This window comes from Paracraurococcus ruber (assembly GCF_004353985.1).
GTDB classification, from domain to species: Bacteria; Pseudomonadota; Alphaproteobacteria; order Acetobacterales; family Acetobacteraceae; genus Paracraurococcus; species Paracraurococcus ruber.
This window is the reverse complement of the sequence record NZ_SMOA01000112.1, coordinates 1-16,560: the sequence shown is the minus strand read 5'-3', so window position 1 is coordinate 16,560 and position 16,560 is coordinate 1. Positions and strand designations below refer to the sequence as shown.

Annotated in this window: 15 protein-coding genes; 11 read left to right on the top strand and 4 right to left on the bottom strand. The window is 72.4% G+C overall.

Features of this window, described 5'->3' with window-relative positions:
- Positions 1-176 precede the first annotated feature (176 nt).
- A complete protein-coding gene (locus tag E2C05_RS18615) occupies positions 177-509 on the bottom strand; it encodes a hypothetical protein (protein ID WP_133221155.1) in 333 nt (110 codons plus the stop codon).
- Positions 510-850: 341 nt separating this feature from the next.
- Here E2C05_RS18615 and E2C05_RS18610 point away from each other — a divergent pair, with 341 nt between their 5' ends.
- A complete protein-coding gene (locus E2C05_RS18610) occupies positions 851-1,300 on the top strand; it encodes a MarR family winged helix-turn-helix transcriptional regulator (RefSeq protein WP_133221154.1) in 450 nt (149 codons plus the stop codon).
- 176 nt (positions 1,301-1,476) lie between these two features.
- On the opposite strand, the gene E2C05_RS18605 is transcribed toward E2C05_RS18610, so the two are convergent.
- Positions 1,477-1,881 carry a ketosteroid isomerase-related protein gene (locus E2C05_RS18605; RefSeq protein WP_133221153.1) on the bottom strand — a complete coding sequence of 135 codons (405 nt, stop codon included), beginning with the start codon at positions 1,879-1,881 and terminating at the stop codon, positions 1,477-1,479.
- Positions 1,882-1,978: 97 nt separating this feature from the next.
- Between E2C05_RS18605 and E2C05_RS18600 the strand changes: the two genes are divergently transcribed.
- The 10 genes from E2C05_RS18600 (at position 1,979) to E2C05_RS18555 (ending at position 13,949) form a co-directional block, all read left to right on the top strand.
- Entirely contained in the window at positions 1,979-2,866 is an 888-nt protein-coding gene (locus E2C05_RS18600; RefSeq protein ID WP_133221152.1) for a glycine--tRNA ligase subunit alpha, read from the top strand.
- A 38-nt stretch (positions 2,867-2,904) separates the two neighbouring features.
- Positions 2,905-3,153, top strand: coding sequence for a type II toxin-antitoxin system VapB family antitoxin (locus E2C05_RS18595; protein WP_133221151.1), 249 nt, complete (start codon positions 2,905-2,907; stop codon positions 3,151-3,153).
- Positions 3,150-3,539: a type II toxin-antitoxin system VapC family toxin gene (locus tag E2C05_RS18590; RefSeq protein ID WP_133221150.1), complete on the top strand. Its 390-nt coding sequence runs from the start codon at positions 3,150-3,152 to the stop codon at positions 3,537-3,539. Before E2C05_RS18595 ends, E2C05_RS18590 begins: the two co-directional genes overlap by 4 nt.
- Before the next feature lie 3 nt (positions 3,540-3,542).
- On the top strand, positions 3,543-5,696 hold the full coding sequence (gene glyS / locus E2C05_RS18585) for a glycine--tRNA ligase subunit beta (protein ID WP_133221149.1): 2,154 nt from the start codon (positions 3,543-3,545) through the stop codon (positions 5,694-5,696).
- Between the two features lie 82 nt (positions 5,697-5,778).
- Complete coding sequence (gene ppdK / locus E2C05_RS18580; protein ID WP_133221148.1) at positions 5,779-8,448, top strand: pyruvate, phosphate dikinase; 2,670 nt, start codon at positions 5,779-5,781, stop codon at positions 8,446-8,448.
- 326 nt (positions 8,449-8,774) lie between these two features.
- Entirely contained in the window at positions 8,775-9,911 is a 1,137-nt protein-coding gene (locus tag E2C05_RS18575; RefSeq protein WP_133221147.1) for an ABC transporter ATP-binding protein, read from the top strand.
- A complete protein-coding gene (locus E2C05_RS18570; protein ID WP_133221146.1) occupies positions 9,911-10,828 on the top strand; it encodes a carbohydrate ABC transporter permease in 918 nt (305 codons plus the stop codon). Before E2C05_RS18575 ends, E2C05_RS18570 begins: the two co-directional genes overlap by 1 nt.
- A 91-nt stretch (positions 10,829-10,919) precedes the next feature.
- A complete protein-coding gene (locus E2C05_RS18565) occupies positions 10,920-11,756 on the top strand; it encodes a carbohydrate ABC transporter permease (RefSeq protein ID WP_275670509.1) in 837 nt (278 codons plus the stop codon).
- A 14-nt stretch (positions 11,757-11,770) separates the two neighbouring features.
- Positions 11,771-13,045: an ABC transporter substrate-binding protein gene (locus E2C05_RS18560; protein ID WP_133221144.1), complete on the top strand. Its 1,275-nt coding sequence runs from the start codon at positions 11,771-11,773 to the stop codon at positions 13,043-13,045.
- Positions 13,046-13,124: 79 nt separating this feature from the next.
- Positions 13,125-13,949 (top strand): metallophosphoesterase family protein, encoded by an 825-nt coding sequence (locus E2C05_RS18555; RefSeq protein WP_133221143.1) that lies wholly within the window; start codon positions 13,125-13,127, stop codon positions 13,947-13,949.
- A gap of 215 nt (positions 13,950-14,164) precedes the next feature.
- Here the strand turns inward: E2C05_RS18555 and E2C05_RS18550 are convergent, their stop codons facing one another.
- The gene (locus tag E2C05_RS18550) at positions 14,165-15,235 is read right to left on the bottom strand and encodes an HWE histidine kinase domain-containing protein (RefSeq protein WP_205082890.1); all 1,071 of its coding nucleotides are present in this window, start codon (positions 15,233-15,235) and stop codon (positions 14,165-14,167) included.
- 420 nt (positions 15,236-15,655) lie between these two features.
- Positions 15,656-16,354, bottom strand: coding sequence for a hypothetical protein (locus E2C05_RS18545; RefSeq protein ID WP_133221141.1), 699 nt, complete (start codon positions 16,352-16,354; stop codon positions 15,656-15,658).
- Between the last annotated feature and the right edge of the window lie 206 nt (positions 16,355-16,560).

Here is a 16,560-nt window from a genome sequence, read left to right as displayed (position 1 = left end):
CGCCCGAGTGGCGCCATGCGGCAGCGCGCGCCTGCGGGGGCGGCCGACCGCCGCCATCCGTCCGGCCTCCGCGACCGCCGGGCGGATCGCGTCCGGAATCTGGCGCCGCATCGTGGCGGCGCCGGGCGGCCGGGGCGGGTTCACGCCGCGGGTGCCAGCGACCCCGCGCTGGCCGCTCAGCCGCCCTGGCGGGCGCCGGCGCCGGCCACCAGCCGGGTGGCCGCCGGCAGCGGCCGGTAGACGAGCTGGCGGTTCTCGCCGCCGCCCACCACCTCGCCGACCAGGCCGCTGGGGCGCTGGGTGGCGCCGCTGGCATAGGACAGGCTCTGGTCCTGGGCGCCGCCGGTGATGGCGGCCAGGCCGCCGCCGGCGCGGTTCGGGCTGGGGGCGGCATAGGCGACCGTGGCATCGGCGCCGCCGCCGACCAGCCGCGGGCCGGCATCCTGGGCCTGGGCGGTGCCGAGGGCGGCAAGGGTGATCGCGGAAGCGAACAGGGCGTTGCGGATCATGCTGTCTTCTCCTGTGTCTGGCCTGTTTGTGGCCGGTGGCCGCTGGGGCATCCCGGCTTGGCGGTATTGATACCGGGCGATTGCATCGTGCACGATCTATAATCCGGCATGGCAGCCATGCAGGAAACTCGTGATCGATTGAGTCGTGTACGATCTATTGGGCGCCGCATGATGCACGGTCGCCGCGGGCGGCCGCACTGCACCGCGGGCGGCCTTCGGTGTTACAGCGGATGGGCGCCGCGCCGCGATCCGCCCCCGGGCGGCGATGGCGGGGCGATGCGGCCGAAGGGCGCGGTCCCGGCCGCGCGCGGGTCCGGACCGGGATGGCAGGGAGGCGTGGGATGACGACGGACGGCACGCCGGAGGGGACGCCCCTCGATATCGACGATTTCCTCTGCTTCGCCCTGCATTCGACGGCGCAGGCGGTCGTGCGGGCGAACAAGCCGATGCTGGATGCGGTCGGGCTGACCTATCCGCAATATCTGGTCATGGTCGTGCTCTGGGCCGAGGACGGGCAGACGGTCGGCCGGATCGGCGAGCGGCTCTTCCTCGAATCCAACACCCTGACCCCGCTGCTGAAGCGGCTGGAAGCGGCCGGCTACGTCACCCGGCAGCGCTGCCCGGAGGATGAGCGGCAGGTGCGCATCCGCCTGACCGAGGCCGGGCGGGCGCTGCGCCGCAAGGCGTCCGCGCATCGGCCGGAATGGGTGGACCGCATGGGCCGCGACGCGGCCGAGCTGGAGGAGTTGCGGGCGCGGGTGACGGCGCTGCGGAACAAGCTCGCGCCCTGACGGGCGGCGGGCGTCGGGCTGCGGCCGGCCGCCCAGGGCCGGTTGCATCGGCGAGGCCGCCGCTGCCTGGTCGGCCGCGCCCCGGGTTCTCACGCGGGTTGCGATGCGCCCCGCCTGCGCCCCGCCAGGATGGGAAGGACCCGCCGGGATGCGTCGCAGCCCCCTGCGGCCAGGCCCTAGCCGCCGACCTGGCGGATCCAGTCCTGCAGGTTGTAATGCGTGGTGACGCGGGTGATCCGCCCCGCCGCCACCGCGAAGAAGGTGCCGGCCGGCAGGCGGTAGCGCTGGCCGCGCGCCGCCGGCAGCCCGGCATCGGTCCGCAGGTATTCGCCCTCCACCACGAATTCGGCGGCGGCGCGGCTGCCGGTGCCGTCCACCATCACGACGATCTCCGTCAGGTGCTCGCGATAGGCGTCGTCCATCCGGGCGAGGAAGGCGCGGAAGGCGTCCTTCCCCACCTCCCGCCCGCCCTGGTTCACGTCATGCGCCACGTCCTCGGCCAGCAGGGCCAGCATCCCCGGCCGGTCGCCGGCATTGAAGGCGTCGAAATAGGCGCGGATCAGCCCTTCGGTCCCGGTCATCCGGTTGCTCCCCTGCTTGCGCGGCTGCGACGCGGCAGCCCCCACTATGTTCCGCCGGCCCGGCATGGCAAAAGCCGCCCGCATGGAGACCGTCCCCATGCCGCCCGCCCCCGCCGCGGCGCCCGACTGCGCCAGGCCGCCGAGCTTCCAGGAACTGATCCTGCGGCTGCATGCCTACTGGTCGGCGCAGGGCTGCGTCATCCTGCAGCCCTACGACATGGAGGTGGGGGCCGGCACCTTCCATCCGGCGACCACCCTGCGCGCCCTGGGGCCGAAGCCCTGGAAGGCCGCCTATGTGCAGCCCAGCCGCCGCCCGTCCGATGGCCGCTATGGCGAGAACCCGAACCGGCTGCAGCACTACTACCAGTACCAGGTCATCCTGAAGCCGAGCCCGGCCGACCCGCAGAGCCTGCTGCTGGGCAGCTACCGCGCCATCGGGCTCGACCCCAAGGTGCACGACATCCGCTTCGTCGAGGATGACTGGGAAAGCCCGACGCTGGGCGCCTGGGGCCTGGGCTGGGAGGTGTGGTGCGACGGGATGGAGATCACCCAGTTCACCTATTTCCAGCAGGTCGGCGGCATCCCCTGCGAGGTGCCGAGCTGCGAGCTGACGCTCGGGCTCGAGCGGCTGGCGATGTACCTGCAGGGCGTCGAGAGCATCTACGACCTGGACTTCAACGGCCAGGGCGTGTCCTACGGCGACGTGTTCCACCGCGCCGAGGTCGAGTTCAGCGCGCATAATTTCGAGTTCGCCGACACCGGGAAGCTGTTCCGGCACTTCCAGGACGCCGAGGAGGAATGCGCCGCGCTGCTGGCGAAGGGCCTGGCCCTGCCGGCCTACGACCAGTGCATCAAGGCGAGCCATCGCTTCAACCTGCTGGATGCCCGCGGCGCCATCAGCGTGACCGAGCGCGCCGCCTATATCGGCCGGGTCCGGGCGCTGGCGAAGGGCTGTTGCGAGACGTGGATCGCCGGGGGCGGGTAGGGTAGAATGCGCCGAACGGCTTCTACCCGAGGGCTCGCATGGGCCAGCTGAACATCAAGGACGAGAAGCTGATCGCCGACGCGAAGCGCCTGGCCGAGCAGATGGGCACCACCGTGACCGCGGCGCTGCGGGCGGCGGTGGAGGAGAAGCTCGCCCGGCGCGAGGCGGAGCGGGACGCCAAGGTCCGTGCCATGATGGAGATCGCGGCGCGGGCGTCGAAGCTGGTGCCGCCGGGCGTGACGAGCGACCACCGCGACCTGTACGACGAGAACGGGCTGCCGCTGTGATCGTCGATACCTCGGCCATCGTCGCCATCCTGTTCCGCGAGCCCGAGGCGCAGGCCTTCATCGACGCGATCGGCGCGGCCGACAGCGTCGCGATCGCGGCACCGACGCTGGTGGAAGCCGCGATCGTGAGCGAGGGGCGTGCGGGCGCTGCCATGGCGGAGGAGCTGGACGCGCTGCTGGAGGTGATGCGGCCCGAGGTGGTGCCCTTCACCGCCGACCATGCGCGCCTGGCGCGGGAGGGCTGGCGCCGCTTCGGCAAGGGCCGCCACCCGGCCGGGCTGAACCTGGGCGACTGCTTCGCCTATGCCCTGGCGAAGCAGCGCGGCGCGCCGCTGCTGTTCAAGGGCGCCGATTTCTCGAAGACCGACGTAAAGGCCGCGATCTAGTCCATGCCGGAACTGCTGATTGAGCTCTTCTCCGAGGAGATCCCGGCGCGCATGCAGGCCCGCGCGGCCGAGGATTTCTGCGGACTGCTCCAGAAGGCGCTGGCGCCGCTGATGACGCAGGCGCCGAAGCCGCTGTCCGGCCCGCGCCGCATCGCCGCGCTGGGGGAGATGGCGGCGCGCGCCGAGACGGCGGGGAAGGAGGAGCGCGGGCCGCGCATCGGCGCGCCCGACGCCGCGCTGGACGGCTTCCTGCGCAAGCATGGCGCCACCCGGGACCAGCTTGTCCAGGAAGGCCAGTTCTGGGTGCTGCACAAGCCCGGCCAGGCGATCGAGGCCGCGGCGCTGATCGCCGCCGCCCTGCCGCCGCTGCTGCGCGGCTTCCCCTGGCCGAAGAGCATGCGCTGGGGCACCAGCGGCTTCGCCTGGGTGCGGCCGCTGCAGCGCATCCTCTGCGTGCTCGACGGGAAGCCGGTGCCCTTCGCGCTGGCGAGCGGCGAGGATGCCGCGCATGGCCTGGCCGCCGCCGACCTGACCGAGGGGCATCGCGTCCTCGCCGGCACCGGGCCCTTCGCCGTCCGGTCCTTCGCCGAGTACGAGCGCGGGCTGCGCGAGCGCTGCGTCATCGCCGATGCCGCCGAGCGCGAGCGGATCATCGCCGAGGGCATCGCCCGCCTGGCCGCGGCCGAGGGGCTGGAGGTGGTGCCGGACCGCGGCCTGCTGGCCGAGGTGGCGGGGCTGGTGGAATGGCCGGTGCCGCTGCTGGGCCGCATCGACGCCGCCTTCATGGACCTGCCGCCCGAGGTCATGCGGACGACCATGCGGGTGAACCAGCGCTATTTCTCCCTGTGCGAGCCGGGCGGGAAGCCGGCGCCGCGCTTCGCCATCGTCGCCAACATCGTGCCGGAGGATGGCGGCGGCGCGATCATCGCGGGCAATGAGCGCGTGCTGCGCGCCCGGCTGTCCGATGCGCGGTTCTTCTGGGACCTGGACCGCAAGCAGCGGCTGGAGGAGTTCCTGCCGAAGCTCGACAGCGTGGTGTTCCACGCCAGGCTCGGCACCCAGGGGCAGCGGGTGGCGCGGCTGGAGCGGCTGGCGGGCCTCATCGCGCCGCTGGTCGGCGCCGATGTGGCGCTGGCGCAGCGCGCGGCGAAGCTGGCCAAGGCCGACCTGGCCAGCGGCATGGTGGGCGAATTCCCGGAACTCCAGGGCGTGATGGGCCGCTACTACGCGCTGCATGGCGGGGAGGATGCGCGCGTGGCGGAGGCGGTGGGCGCGCATTACCGGCCGCTCGGGCCCGGCGATGCGGTGCCGCGGGAACCCGTGGCGGTGGCCGTGGCGCTGGCGGACAAGCTGGACCAGCTGGCCGGCTTCTTCGCGGCGGATGAGCGGCCGACCGGCTCGGGCGATCCCTATGCGCTGCGGCGCGCGGCGCTCGGCGTCATCCGCATCATCCGGGAGAACGGGCTGCGCCTCGGCCTCGCCGATCTCGTCGCGGAGGCCTTCTTCCTCTACCCGCAGGCCACCGGCGCCACGGCCAGCCCGGAATTCGGCATGGCGGTGGCGACCGAGACGATGAAATCCGGCTGGCAGCCGCCGAAGGACGGGCGGCACCCGCCGATGGTCGCGGCCTTCGCCGCCGGCCTGCTGGACTTCCTCGCCGAGCGCCTGCGCGTCCAGCTTCGCGCCGAGGGCGCGCGGCACGACATCGTCGCCGCGGTCTTCGGCGCCGCGCCGGATGACGACCTCGTGCGCCTGCTCGCCCGGTCCGACGCGCTGGCGCGCATGCTGGCCACCGCGGATGGCGCGAACCTGCTGGCCGCCTACAAGCGCGCCGCCAACATCCTGCGGATCGAGAACCGCAAGGATGGGCCGCATGACGGGCCGGTGGACCCGGCCCGCCTCACGGCGCCGGCCGAGCGCAGCCTGGCCGAGGCGGTTGCCGCCGCCACCGCCGTGGTGCGGGACGCCCTGGCGGCCGAGAATTTCCTTGGCGCGATGGAAGGCTTGGCCGGCCTTCGCGCGCCCGTGGATGCCTTCTTCGACCAGGTCGTGGTAAACGATCCGGACCCGGAACTCCGCCGGAACCGCCTGCGTTTGCTGCACGCGCTCTGCGCCGCCATGGACGCGGTCGCGGATGTTTCGAAAATCGAGGGTTGATAAACCTCCCGTGTGGTAACGCCCTGGTCACGCTGTCGCGTGTCACGGGGCGGCCGGGCGGGTCGCAAGGGGAACATCGCCGATGAGCAAGTGGGTCTACAGCTTCGGCGCCGGCCACAACGAGGGCAAGGCGGAGATGCGCAACCTGCTGGGCGGCAAGGGTGCGAACCTGGCCGAGATGGCCAGCATCGGCCTGCCCGTCCCGCCCGGCTTCACCATCACGACCGAGGTCTGCACCTACTACTACGACCACGGCAAGCAGTATCCGCAGGAGCTGAAGGACCAGGTCGGCACCGCGCTGAAGCGGGTGGAGGATGCGGTCGGCACCCGCTTCGGCGACACGCACAAGCCGCTGCTCGTCTCCGTCCGCTCCGGCGCCCGCGTGTCCATGCCGGGGATGATGGACACCGTCCTCAATCTCGGCCTCAACGACCAGACGGTGGAAGGCCTGGCCGCCGCCTCCGGCGACCCGCGCTTCGCCTGGGACAGCTACCGCCGCTTCATCCAGATGTTCGGCAGCGTCGTGCTCGGCATCGACCATCACCGGTTCGAGGAGATCATCGAGCATGTGAAGCTCGACACCGGCGCGGTGGAGGACACGCAGCTGACGGCGCAGGACTGGCAGCGCGTGGTCGATGGCTACAAGGGGATGGTGGCCGAGGTGAAGGGCCAGCCCTTCCCGCAGGACCCGCAGGACCAGCTCTGGGCCGCCATCGGCGCCGTCTTCGGCAGCTGGATGAACCCGCGCGCCAACACCTATCGCCGCCTGCATGACATCCCGGCGGGCTGGGGCACGGCGGTGAACGTCCAGGCCATGGTCTTCGGCAACATGGGCCAGGATTGCGCGACCGGCGTCTGCTTCACCCGCGACCCGTCCACCGGCGAGAACATCTTCTACGGCGAATACCTGATCAACGCCCAGGGCGAGGACGTGGTCGCCGGCATCCGCACGCCGCAGCCGATGAGCGAGGCGCGGGCCAAGCCGGGCGAGCGCAGCATGGAAGCCGCCATGCCCAACGCCTACCAGGAGCTCGTCCAGGTCCGCGCGACGCTCGAGAAGCACTATGCGGACATGCAGGACATCGAGTTCACGGTGCAGCAGAACAAGCTGTACATGCTGCAGACCCGCAACGGGAAGCGCACCGCCGCCGCCAGCCTCAAGATCGCCGTGGACATGGCGCGGGAAGGCCTGATCGACGAGGCGGAGGCGATCAAGCGGGTGAATCCCGCGGCGCTGGACCAGCTGCTGCACCCGACGCTGGACCCCAAGGCGCCGCGCAAGCTGCTGAGCAAGGGCCTGCCGGCTTCCCCCGGCGCGGCCAGCGGCGTGGTGGTGTTCAGCGCCGATGAGGCCGAGGCGCGCGCGGCGAAGGGCGAGGCGGTGATCCTGGTCCGCATCGAGACCAGCCCCGAGGACATCCACGGCATGCATGCCGCCAAGGGCATCCTGACCACCCGCGGCGGCATGACCAGCCATGCCGCGGTGGTCGCCCGCGGCATGGGCCGGCCCTGCGTCGCCGGCGCCGGCGGCGTCACGGTGGATTACGGCGCGCAGGCGCTTCAGGCGGGCGGCCAGGTGGTCCGCGCCGGGGAGACGCTGACGCTCGACGGCGCCACCGGCGAGATCTTCATCGGGCCCGTGGCGATGGTGGAACCGCAGCTGTCCGGCGACTTCGCCACGCTGATGGAGTGGGCCGACAAGGTGCGCCGCCTGAAGGTGCGCACCAATGCCGAGACGCCGCTGGACGCCGAGACGGCGCGGAAGTTCGGCGCCGAGGGCATCGGCCTCTGCCGCACCGAGCACATGTTCTTCGACCCGTCCCGCATCGGCGCGGTGCGGCAGATGATCATGAGCGAGACGGAGAGCGGACGGCGGGAAGCGCTGTCCCGCCTGCTGCCCTTCCAGCGGCAGGACTTCTCCGAGCTGTTCCGGATCATGGCCGGCCTGCCGGTGACGATCCGGCTGCTGGATCCGCCGCTGCACGAATTCCTGCCGCACTCGGATGCCGAGATCGCGGATGTCGCGACCTCGCTCGGCACCGATGTCGCGGCGATGAAGCGGCGGGCGCAGGACCTGTCCGAGGCGAACCCGATGCTCGGCCATCGCGGCTGCCGGCTCGGCATCTCCTACCCCGAGATCTACGAGATGCAGGCCCGCGCCATCTTCGAGGCGGCGGTCGCCATCGCCAAGGAGACGGGCAAGGCGCCGGTCCCCGAGATCATGATCCCACTGGTCGCCACCCGGCGGGAGCTGGAGATCACCCGGGCGCAGGTCGACAAGGTGGCGCAGGAGGTCTTCGCCGAAAGCGGCAGCACCATCGAGTACTATGTCGGCACGATGATCGAGCTGCCGCGCGCCTGCCTGACCGCCGACCGCATCGCCGAGGTCGGCGACTTCTTCAGCTTCGGCACCAACGACCTGACGCAGACCACCTTCGGCCTGTCGCGCGACGATGCCGGCAAGTTCCTGCCGCTGTATGTCGAGAAGGGGATCATGCCGAAGGACCCCTTCGTCTCCATCGACCCCGACGGCGTCGGCGCGCTGGTCAGGATCGCGGCCGAAAAGGGCCGCGGCGTGAAGCCCGACCTCAAGCTCGGCATCTGCGGCGAGCATGGCGGCGACCCCGCCTCCATCGCCTTCTGCGAGGAGGCGGGGCTCGACTATGTCTCCTGCTCGCCCTACCGCGTGCCGGTGGCCCGGCTGGCGGCGGCGCAGGCGGCGCTGACCGGCGGCGGCGACCGTACCGCCTGACGCGCCATGGCGGCGCGCCATGGCGGCCCGGACGCATCCCCGTCCGGGCCATCCCGCGCGCGCCTGGCCCTGCCCGGCTTCTCCCGCCGGGCATCCCCCCTCAACCCAAGCAGCATCCCGGCCAGCCACCGGCGGCGGCGGTGCCGGCCGCGTCCTTGCCCCCGGACTTGCCCCGGGCTGGCGCCGTCATGGCCTAGCCACGGCACGCCGCCACCGGCGGCAGCCGCATCGCCAGCCGGTGGGGTGACATGAAAGCTTCACCGGACCGCAACGCGGGCATCACCGGGCCTGCGTAAGCCCGCCTCGGGATCGGGCAGGGGCGGGCAGTGGGCGGCATCGCGGTCGCGGGCATCGGCAAGCGGTTCGGCGCCACCACGGCGCTGGCCGAGGTGACGCTGGAGGTCGCGGCCGGCGAGTTCGTCGCGCTGGTCGGCCCTTCCGGCTGCGGCAAGACCACGCTGATGCGCATCATCGCGGGCATCGAGCGGCCGGATGCCGGGCAGGTCCGCATCGGCGCGCGGGATGTCACGCCGCTGCGCCCCGCCGACCGCGACGTCGCCATGGTCTTCCAATCCTACGCGCTCTACCCGCATCTGACGGTGCGGCAGAACATCGCCGTGCCGCTGACCATGCGCGGGCTGCCGGCCTGGCACCGCCTGCCGCTGGCGGGCGCGCTGCTGCCGGGCGCGCGGGCGGCGCGGGCCCGCATCGCACAGGAGGTGGCGCGGGTCGCCGAACCGCTCGGCCTCTCCGCCCTGCTGGATCGCCGGCCGGCGCAGCTTTCCGGCGGGCAGCGGCAGCGCGTGGCGCTGGCCCGCGCCGTGATCCGCCGCCCCGCCGCCTTCCTGATGGACGAGCCGCTGTCGAACCTCGACGCCGCGCTGCGGGTGCAGACGCGGCGGGAGATCGTGGAGATCCATCGCCGCGCCGGCGCCGCCACGCTGTACGTCACGCATGACCAGGCGGAGGCGCTGACGATGGCCGACCGCGTGGCGGTGATGCTGGGCGGCCGCATCCTGCAGGTGGCCCCGCCCGAGGCGATCTATGCCGACCCGGTCGATCTGCGCGTCGCCGCCTTCATCGGCAGCCCGCGCATCAACACCCTGGCGGCGGAGGCGGATGCCGGGGGCCAGGTCCGCGTCGCCGGCCTCGCCACCGGGCTGCGCGCCCGGGCGCCCGGCCCGGTGACGCTGGCGCTGCGGCCGGAAGCGCTGCGGCCGGCGGCGCAGGGCCTGCCGGTGGCGGCGGAGCATGTGGAATTCCTCGGCGACGGGCTGCTGCTGCATGCCCGCCACCTGCCGGACGGCGCGCCGCTGGTCGCCCGGCTCGACCCCGCTTCGCCCGGCCGCGTGGCGCCGGGCGAGCGGCTGGCGCTGGAATTCGACCCCGCCCGCGCCCTGCTGTTCGGCGCCGATGGCGCGCGCCTGCCGACCGCGCCCGCCGGCGTCGCGGCCTACGCCTGATGTCGCTCGCCCTCGGCACCGCGGCCCGGCCGCGGCTCTCCGCCGGCGCCATGGAAGCGCTGGCCGGCTGGGCGCTGATGCTGCCGGCGACGATCGCCTTCCTCGCCATGCTGCTGCTGCCGACGCTGGCCACGGTGCTGCTGGCCTTCACCGACTACGAACTCGGCGCCGCCGCGCCGGCCTGGATCGGCCTGGCGAATTTCGCGGACATGCTGACCGATCGCGGCCTGCGGACATCGGCCCGGAACACGCTCGCCTATGTCGGGATCGTCGCGCCCGCCTCGGTGCTCGGCGGCCTCGGCCTCGCGCTGCTGGTGGAAGCGGGGGCGCGCGGCCGCGCCTTCTTCCGCGCGGTGTTCTTCCTGCCGGTGGTGTCGCTGTCGGTCGCCATGGCATCGGCCTGGCAGTACCTGCTGCACCCGACCATCGGGCCGCTGAACGCGGAACTCCGCGCGCTGGGCCTGCCGACGCCCTTCTGGCTCTCCTCCTCCGACACCGTGCTGCTCAGCCTCGCGGCCATCGGCATCTGGGAGAATATCGGCTTCACCATGGTGCTGTTCATGGCGGGCCTCACCGCCATCCCGCGCGAGTTGTACGCGGCGGCGGCGGTGGATGGCGCGCGCGGCGCCTGGGACCGCTTCCGGCTGGTGACCTGGCCGCTGCTGGGGCCGACCACGCTGTTCGTGGTCGTCATCAGCCTGGTGCGGGCGCTGCGGGTCTTCGACACGGTGGCGGTGCTGACCCAGGGCGGGCCGAACAAGGCGAGCGAGGTCCTGCTCTGGACCATGTACCAGGAAGGCTTCACCTATCTGCGGCTCGGCTATTCCGCCGCCATCACCCTGGTCTTCCTGGTGGTGGTGCTGGCGCTGATGGCGCTGCAGACCCGGGTGCTGGATCGGCGGGTGCATTATGGCTAGCGCGGATCGCGGGAGGGCCGAAGGGCCCGGAAGCGTGAATCCGCGCGGCCGCATGCCGGCGGATCGCGGGAGGGCCGAAGGGCCCGGAGGCGTGACTCCGCGCGGCAGCCTGCTGCCGGGTGCGATCCGCCTGCTTGTCCTGGCGCTGCTGGGGCTGGTCTTCCTCTCGCCCTATCTCTGGATGGCCGCCGCCAGCCTGAAGCCGCTGGACGAGATCTTCCGCGCCTCCCTCGCGCTCTGGCCTGAGAATTTCGCCGGCGTGGAGAACTACGGCAAGGTCCTGGCGCGCGTGCCGGTCGCGCAATACCTCTGGAACGGCGTGATCGTCTGCGGCGGCATCCTCTTCTTCCAGCTGCTCTTCGCCGTGCCCGCCGGCTATGCGCTCGCCAAGCTGCGCTTCCCCGGGCGGGACATCGCCTTCGGCGCCGTCATGCTCGGCCTGCTGGTGCCGCCGCATGTCCCCGCCCTGCCGCTCTATGTCGCCTTCAGCGAGATCGGGCTGCTGAACAGCTACGCCGCGCTGATCGCGCCCTTCGCCATCTCGGTCTTCGCCATCTTCCTGTTCCGGCAGTTCTTCCGCGCCCTGCCGGACGAGCTGCTGCACGCGGCGCGGCTGGACGGCATGGGCGAATGGTCCATCGTCTGGCGCGTCATCCTGCCCAATGCCTGGCCTGCCGCCACGGCCTTCGGCATCTTCTCCGTCGTCGCGCACTGGAACGACCTGTTCTGGCCGCTGATCGTGGTGCAGGGCCATGCCCGCGCCACCCCGGCGCTCGGCGTGCTGCAATTCCGCTCGGAAGAGGCCGGCGACGATTTCGGCGCCATGATGGCGGCCGCCGTGCTGATGACGCTTCCCCTCGTTCTCGCCTTCCTGCTGGCGCAGCGCCGCTTCGTCGAAGGCATCGCCACTACCGGCCTCAAGGGATAGAGGAGACCCGTCGCATGCCCTTCGCGCTTTCCCGCCGTGCCGCCCTGGCGCTGCCCGCCGCGCTCGCCGTGCCGGTGGTGCGTGCCCAGGCGCCGGTGACCATCACCGTCCACTACGCGCAGCCCTTCATCTTCAAGGAAAGCTACGACGCCATCGCGGAGGCCTTCGCAAAGCGCGAGCCGAACATCCGCATCGAATGGCTGACGACGCCGAATTACGAGGAGGGCATGCAGCTCATCCTCCGGCAGGCCGCCACCAACCAGCTTCCGGACCTGTCCTATCAGGGCTTCAACCGCCTGCGCCTGTTCGCCGAACGCGGCATCGCGCAGGACCTGCTGCCGCTGCTGCGCGCCGAAGGCGATCCGGCGGCGCTGGGCTACACGCCGGGCATCCTGGCGCTGGCGCATTTCGGCGGCTTCCAGTCCGGCCTGGCCTATGCCGCGTCCAACCCCATCACCTACTACAACGCCGACCTGGTGCGGCGCGCCGGCGGCGACCCGGACGCCATGCCGACGGACTGGGCCGGCCACATCCGGCTGGCGGCGCGGATCAAGGCGCTGGGCGACGGCAACGAAGGCATGTTCTTCCGCTGGTCGGGCGACGACTGGATGTTCTCCGCCCTGCTCTTCGGCCATGGCGGCCGCATGCTGACGAAGGACGAGCGCGACATCGCCTTCGCCGGGCGGGAAGGGCTGGAAAGCCTGCGCCTGATCGACGCCATGGTGAAGCAGGGCGGCATGGCCAACCTCTCCACCCAGGCGGCGCAGCAGGCCTTCGCCGCCGGCAAGCTCGGCCTGTTCTACTGGACCACCGCGGTGGTGCGCGGCACCATCCAGCAGGTGGGCAGCAATTTCGCCCTGCGCACCGGCCCGATGCCGGTGATAGACGCGGCGAAGGGCCGGTTGCCCACCGGCGGCGCCGCCGGCATGCTGACCGCGCGCGACCCGGCGAAGCGCGACGCGGCCTGGAAATTCCTCCGCTTCTCCACCAGCGCCGAAGGTACGGCGCTGATGGTGCAGAACACCGGCTACGTCCCGATGAACCAGATCGCCATCGACGACCCGCGCTTCCTCGGCGCCTTCTACCGCGACAACCCGCTCTACACGGCCGCCGTCAGGCAGGTGCCGATCTCCATTCCCTGGTATGCCTTTCCCGGGGCGAACAGCGTGCGGGTGACGCAGACCATGGTGGACAACATCGCCCGGGTTGTGGAACAGCGGGCGACACCGGACCAGGTGCTGCCGGACATGGCCGCCGAGGTCCGGCGGCTGCTGCCGCGCCGGGCCTGACCGTGCAAGCGAGGGGGTATTGCCCCCTCGCGCACCCCCACCAGAGGCCGAAGGGCCTTTGGAAACCTCGAGTTTGCCGATGACGACGATCCTGCAGATCTCCGATGCGCATCTCTCGCCGCGGAATGCGCTGTTCCGGCGGAACCTCGCCCTGATCCAGGAATGGGCGGAGGCACATCAGCCGGAACTGGTCGTCGCCAGCGGCGACCTCTCCCTGGATGGCGCCGACAGCACGGAAGACCTGGAATTCGCCGTCGCCCTGCTGCGCCGGCTGCCGGCGCCGGTCCTCGCCATTCCCGGCAACCACGACACGGGCAGCCATCCACGCACCATGCCGGACCAGCCGGTGAACGCCACCCGCCTGGCGCGCTTCCGCCTGACGGTCGGGCCGGACTGGTGGATGCAGGACCAGCCGGGCTGGCGCGTGCTGGGCCTGAACACCGAGATCATGGGCAGCGGCCTGCCGGATGAGTCGCAGCAGGCCGCCTTCATCGCCGATGCGGCGGCCGGCGCCGGCAACCGGCGGCTTGCGGTCTTCCTGCACAAGCCGGCCTTCGTGACGGCGCCGGACGACCCCAGCTTCGACTACTGGTCGGTGCCCCCCCAGGCCCGCCCGACCCTGGCGCCGCTGCTGTCCCACCCCGGGCTGCGCCTGGTCGCGTCCGGCCACCTGCACCTGTACCGGGAGGAGATGCGCGGCGCCGCCCGATTCGCCTGGGCGCCCGCCCTGTCCTTCCTGGTGGAGCCCGAGATGCAGGCCGGCCTGCCGGGCGAGCGCCTGCTGGGCACGCTGGTCCACCGCCTGCACGCCGACCATGCGGAGACCACGCTGCTTTCGCCGGACGGGATCGAGACCCGCTGGCTGGAGCAGATCCGCGACCAGACCTATCCGCGCCAGGGGTGATCCGGTCGGGGTGGGCCCGGCCGGGCGGGTGACGATCCCGTCCAGGCCATGGCCGGGACCCCGCCCGGGCCTTCGACCAAGGGCGGCGGCCGGGCCTGCGCCGGATGCGGGCGGATCGCGCCGCGCCCCCGCATCGGCGCGCCCCGCGGCGCCCTGGCGTGGCGAGCGAGGGCGCCGCGCCGCGATCCGCGCCGCTCCGCAGGCCGGGATCTGCTCTAGGCCGGGGCGGATGCACCCGCGAGGCCGGCCCAGCGTTCCGGCGGCACGCGCAATTCCAGCACCAGCCCGTCGATCGCCCATTGGAATTCCAGCGTGCCGCCCAGTTGCCGGGCCTGCGCGCCGATCACCGCCATGCCGGTGCCGCGCCGCGTCGGCATCGCCACGACCGGCCCGCCGCGCTCCGTCCAACGCAGTACGACATCGCCCGTCTCCATCCCCATGGCCAGCCGCACCTGCCCATCGGGATGGGCGAAGGCGCCATGCTTGGCGGCGTTCGTCGCCAATTCGTGCAGGATCATCGCCACGGGCTGCACCGAATGCGGCGCCAGCGGCGGCACCGGCCCGATCGCCGCCTCCAGGTGATCGGCATAGGCGGCCAGCTCGCCGCGCACCACCGCGGCCGGGTCGGTCAGCCCATGCGCCACGCCGGGCAGCAGCGCATGCGTCCGGCCGAGGGAGAGCAGCCTGGCCTGCAGCCCCTTCCGGTATTCCTCCACCGTCGCGCCCTGGGTCAGGCGGATCAGCGACTGCACCACCGCCAGGGTGTTGTTGGACCGGTGCGCCACTTCCCGCAGCAGCAGCCGCTGCCGCTCCTCCGCCTCCACCATGTCGGTGACGTCGCGCAGCATGCCGACGATATGCGTCCGCGCCCCCGGCCGGCCGAACATGTGGCCCGAGAATTCGATCCAGCGGATGCGTCCGTCATCGTGCCGGATCACCCGCACGCGCTCGCAGTAATCGTCCCGGCCGCGCTCGCCGCGCAGGTCGGCGGCGAAGCGTTCGCGCGCCCAGGCGGCGTCCTCCGGATGGTAGCGGTCCCAGAAGGGCGCGCGGTCCACGGTCAGCACCGGCGGGACGGGCAGCCCGAACAGGCCGAAGGCATTGGGCGTGACCGTCACCTTGCCCGCGGCGAGGTCCGTTTCGAAGAAGGCCAGGCCGAACATCTCGACCGCCAGCCGCACACGTTCCCGCCCCGCCTCGGACCCGGGGTCCAGGCCAGCCAGCAGCAGCATCGCGGCATCCGCGCCGGCCTTATCCACCACCGGGATCGCTCGTCTGGGTTGCACGCCTGACCGCAACCGTAGCAAAAACAGGGAAACCCGACGATAGAGCAGATCGCGGCCGGTTGCGATTGCCGGATGGCCCGGCCCCGCATGGGTCCCCGCCGCGCGGGGGGGGGCGCCGGCAGCAATGGCACACAGGGTGCGCCGCACCGGTCGCAAGGCAGGGCGCAGGCGCTGCAGGGCGGGCGCCGCGGCGCCCGCGTGGGCGGCCGCCGCGCGGCGATTCCGGGCCGGGGCGCGCTCGCAGGGTCGCCCGACCATGCGAGTCGCTTCGGGAAGTGGCCTGAGGCGCGGATCCGCGCCCTGCCGCGGTCACGCCGGCGGAGGATCCCGCCTGGAGAATGGAGGCCGGCCGGGACCCGGGCGCGCCGGGGGCACCCAGGCGGCAACCCCGGGGCGCCGGTCAGCGCCCGGCCAAGCGGCTCAGAACAGCCCGCCCTGGCGGCGGGAAATGGGCGCCATCGGCTTCCGCCGCGGCAGCGGCGCGGGCATGGGCGGCGCCGGCTCGGTCTGGGCCGGCGGCCCGGCATAGCCGTCATCGGCGATCAGCCGAAGCTGCTCGGCGGTGGCGCCGGCGGCGGGCGGGATCTCCAGCGGCACCGGCCAGAAGCACTCCACCCGGTCCTCTCCGCGCAGCGCGAGGAAGACCACGCGGTCCACCCGGCCGCCTTCCCCGGTCTCGACCGCGAAGCGGAAGACCAGGCCATCGGCCGCTTCCTCCCCGAGTGCGAGGGAAAGCTGCTCCGCCTCGATCTCCTGTCGCTTCAGGGTGCGGTCGGTGGGGTCGTCGGCGGCGCCGCGGTAGAAGCGCACCGGCACGCCCTGGCCGTTGCTGCCGATGACGAAGACGAAATGCGCGCTGTCGTCCAGCACCTCCAGCCAGGGGTATTCGCCCGACTCGGCGGCGCGCTTCAACCGGTGGCGGCCGAAGGCGAAGGCGCGGCAGCCGACCGACCAGGGGTCGTCGCCCAGCTCGTAGCTGGCCATCGCCAGGGCGTCGCGCCGGGCATTGGCCAGCATGCGGGCGCAGACCCGCAGCCGTTCCTCGGTCAGCGCCGGGTGGAAATCCCAGGGCAGGCGGGCGGCGGCCGCAGCGGGCGGCGACTCGGCGACGGGCTCCATGCTTCGATAGTAGCACCGATTCGCAGCGACTCGCCGAGTCCTTCGGTCATCCCGTGCCGGAGATGCTGGCGGACGGGCCCTTTTCGGCTCTGGCGCAGGTTTCGTGCAGGTTACGTCGCCGCTATCGGTGCGACCAGCCGCGCCCGCAGTAGGTCGAGCTTGCCTCGGCCGTACATCTGCCGCCGGAGCATCTTGAGCTTGGTGAT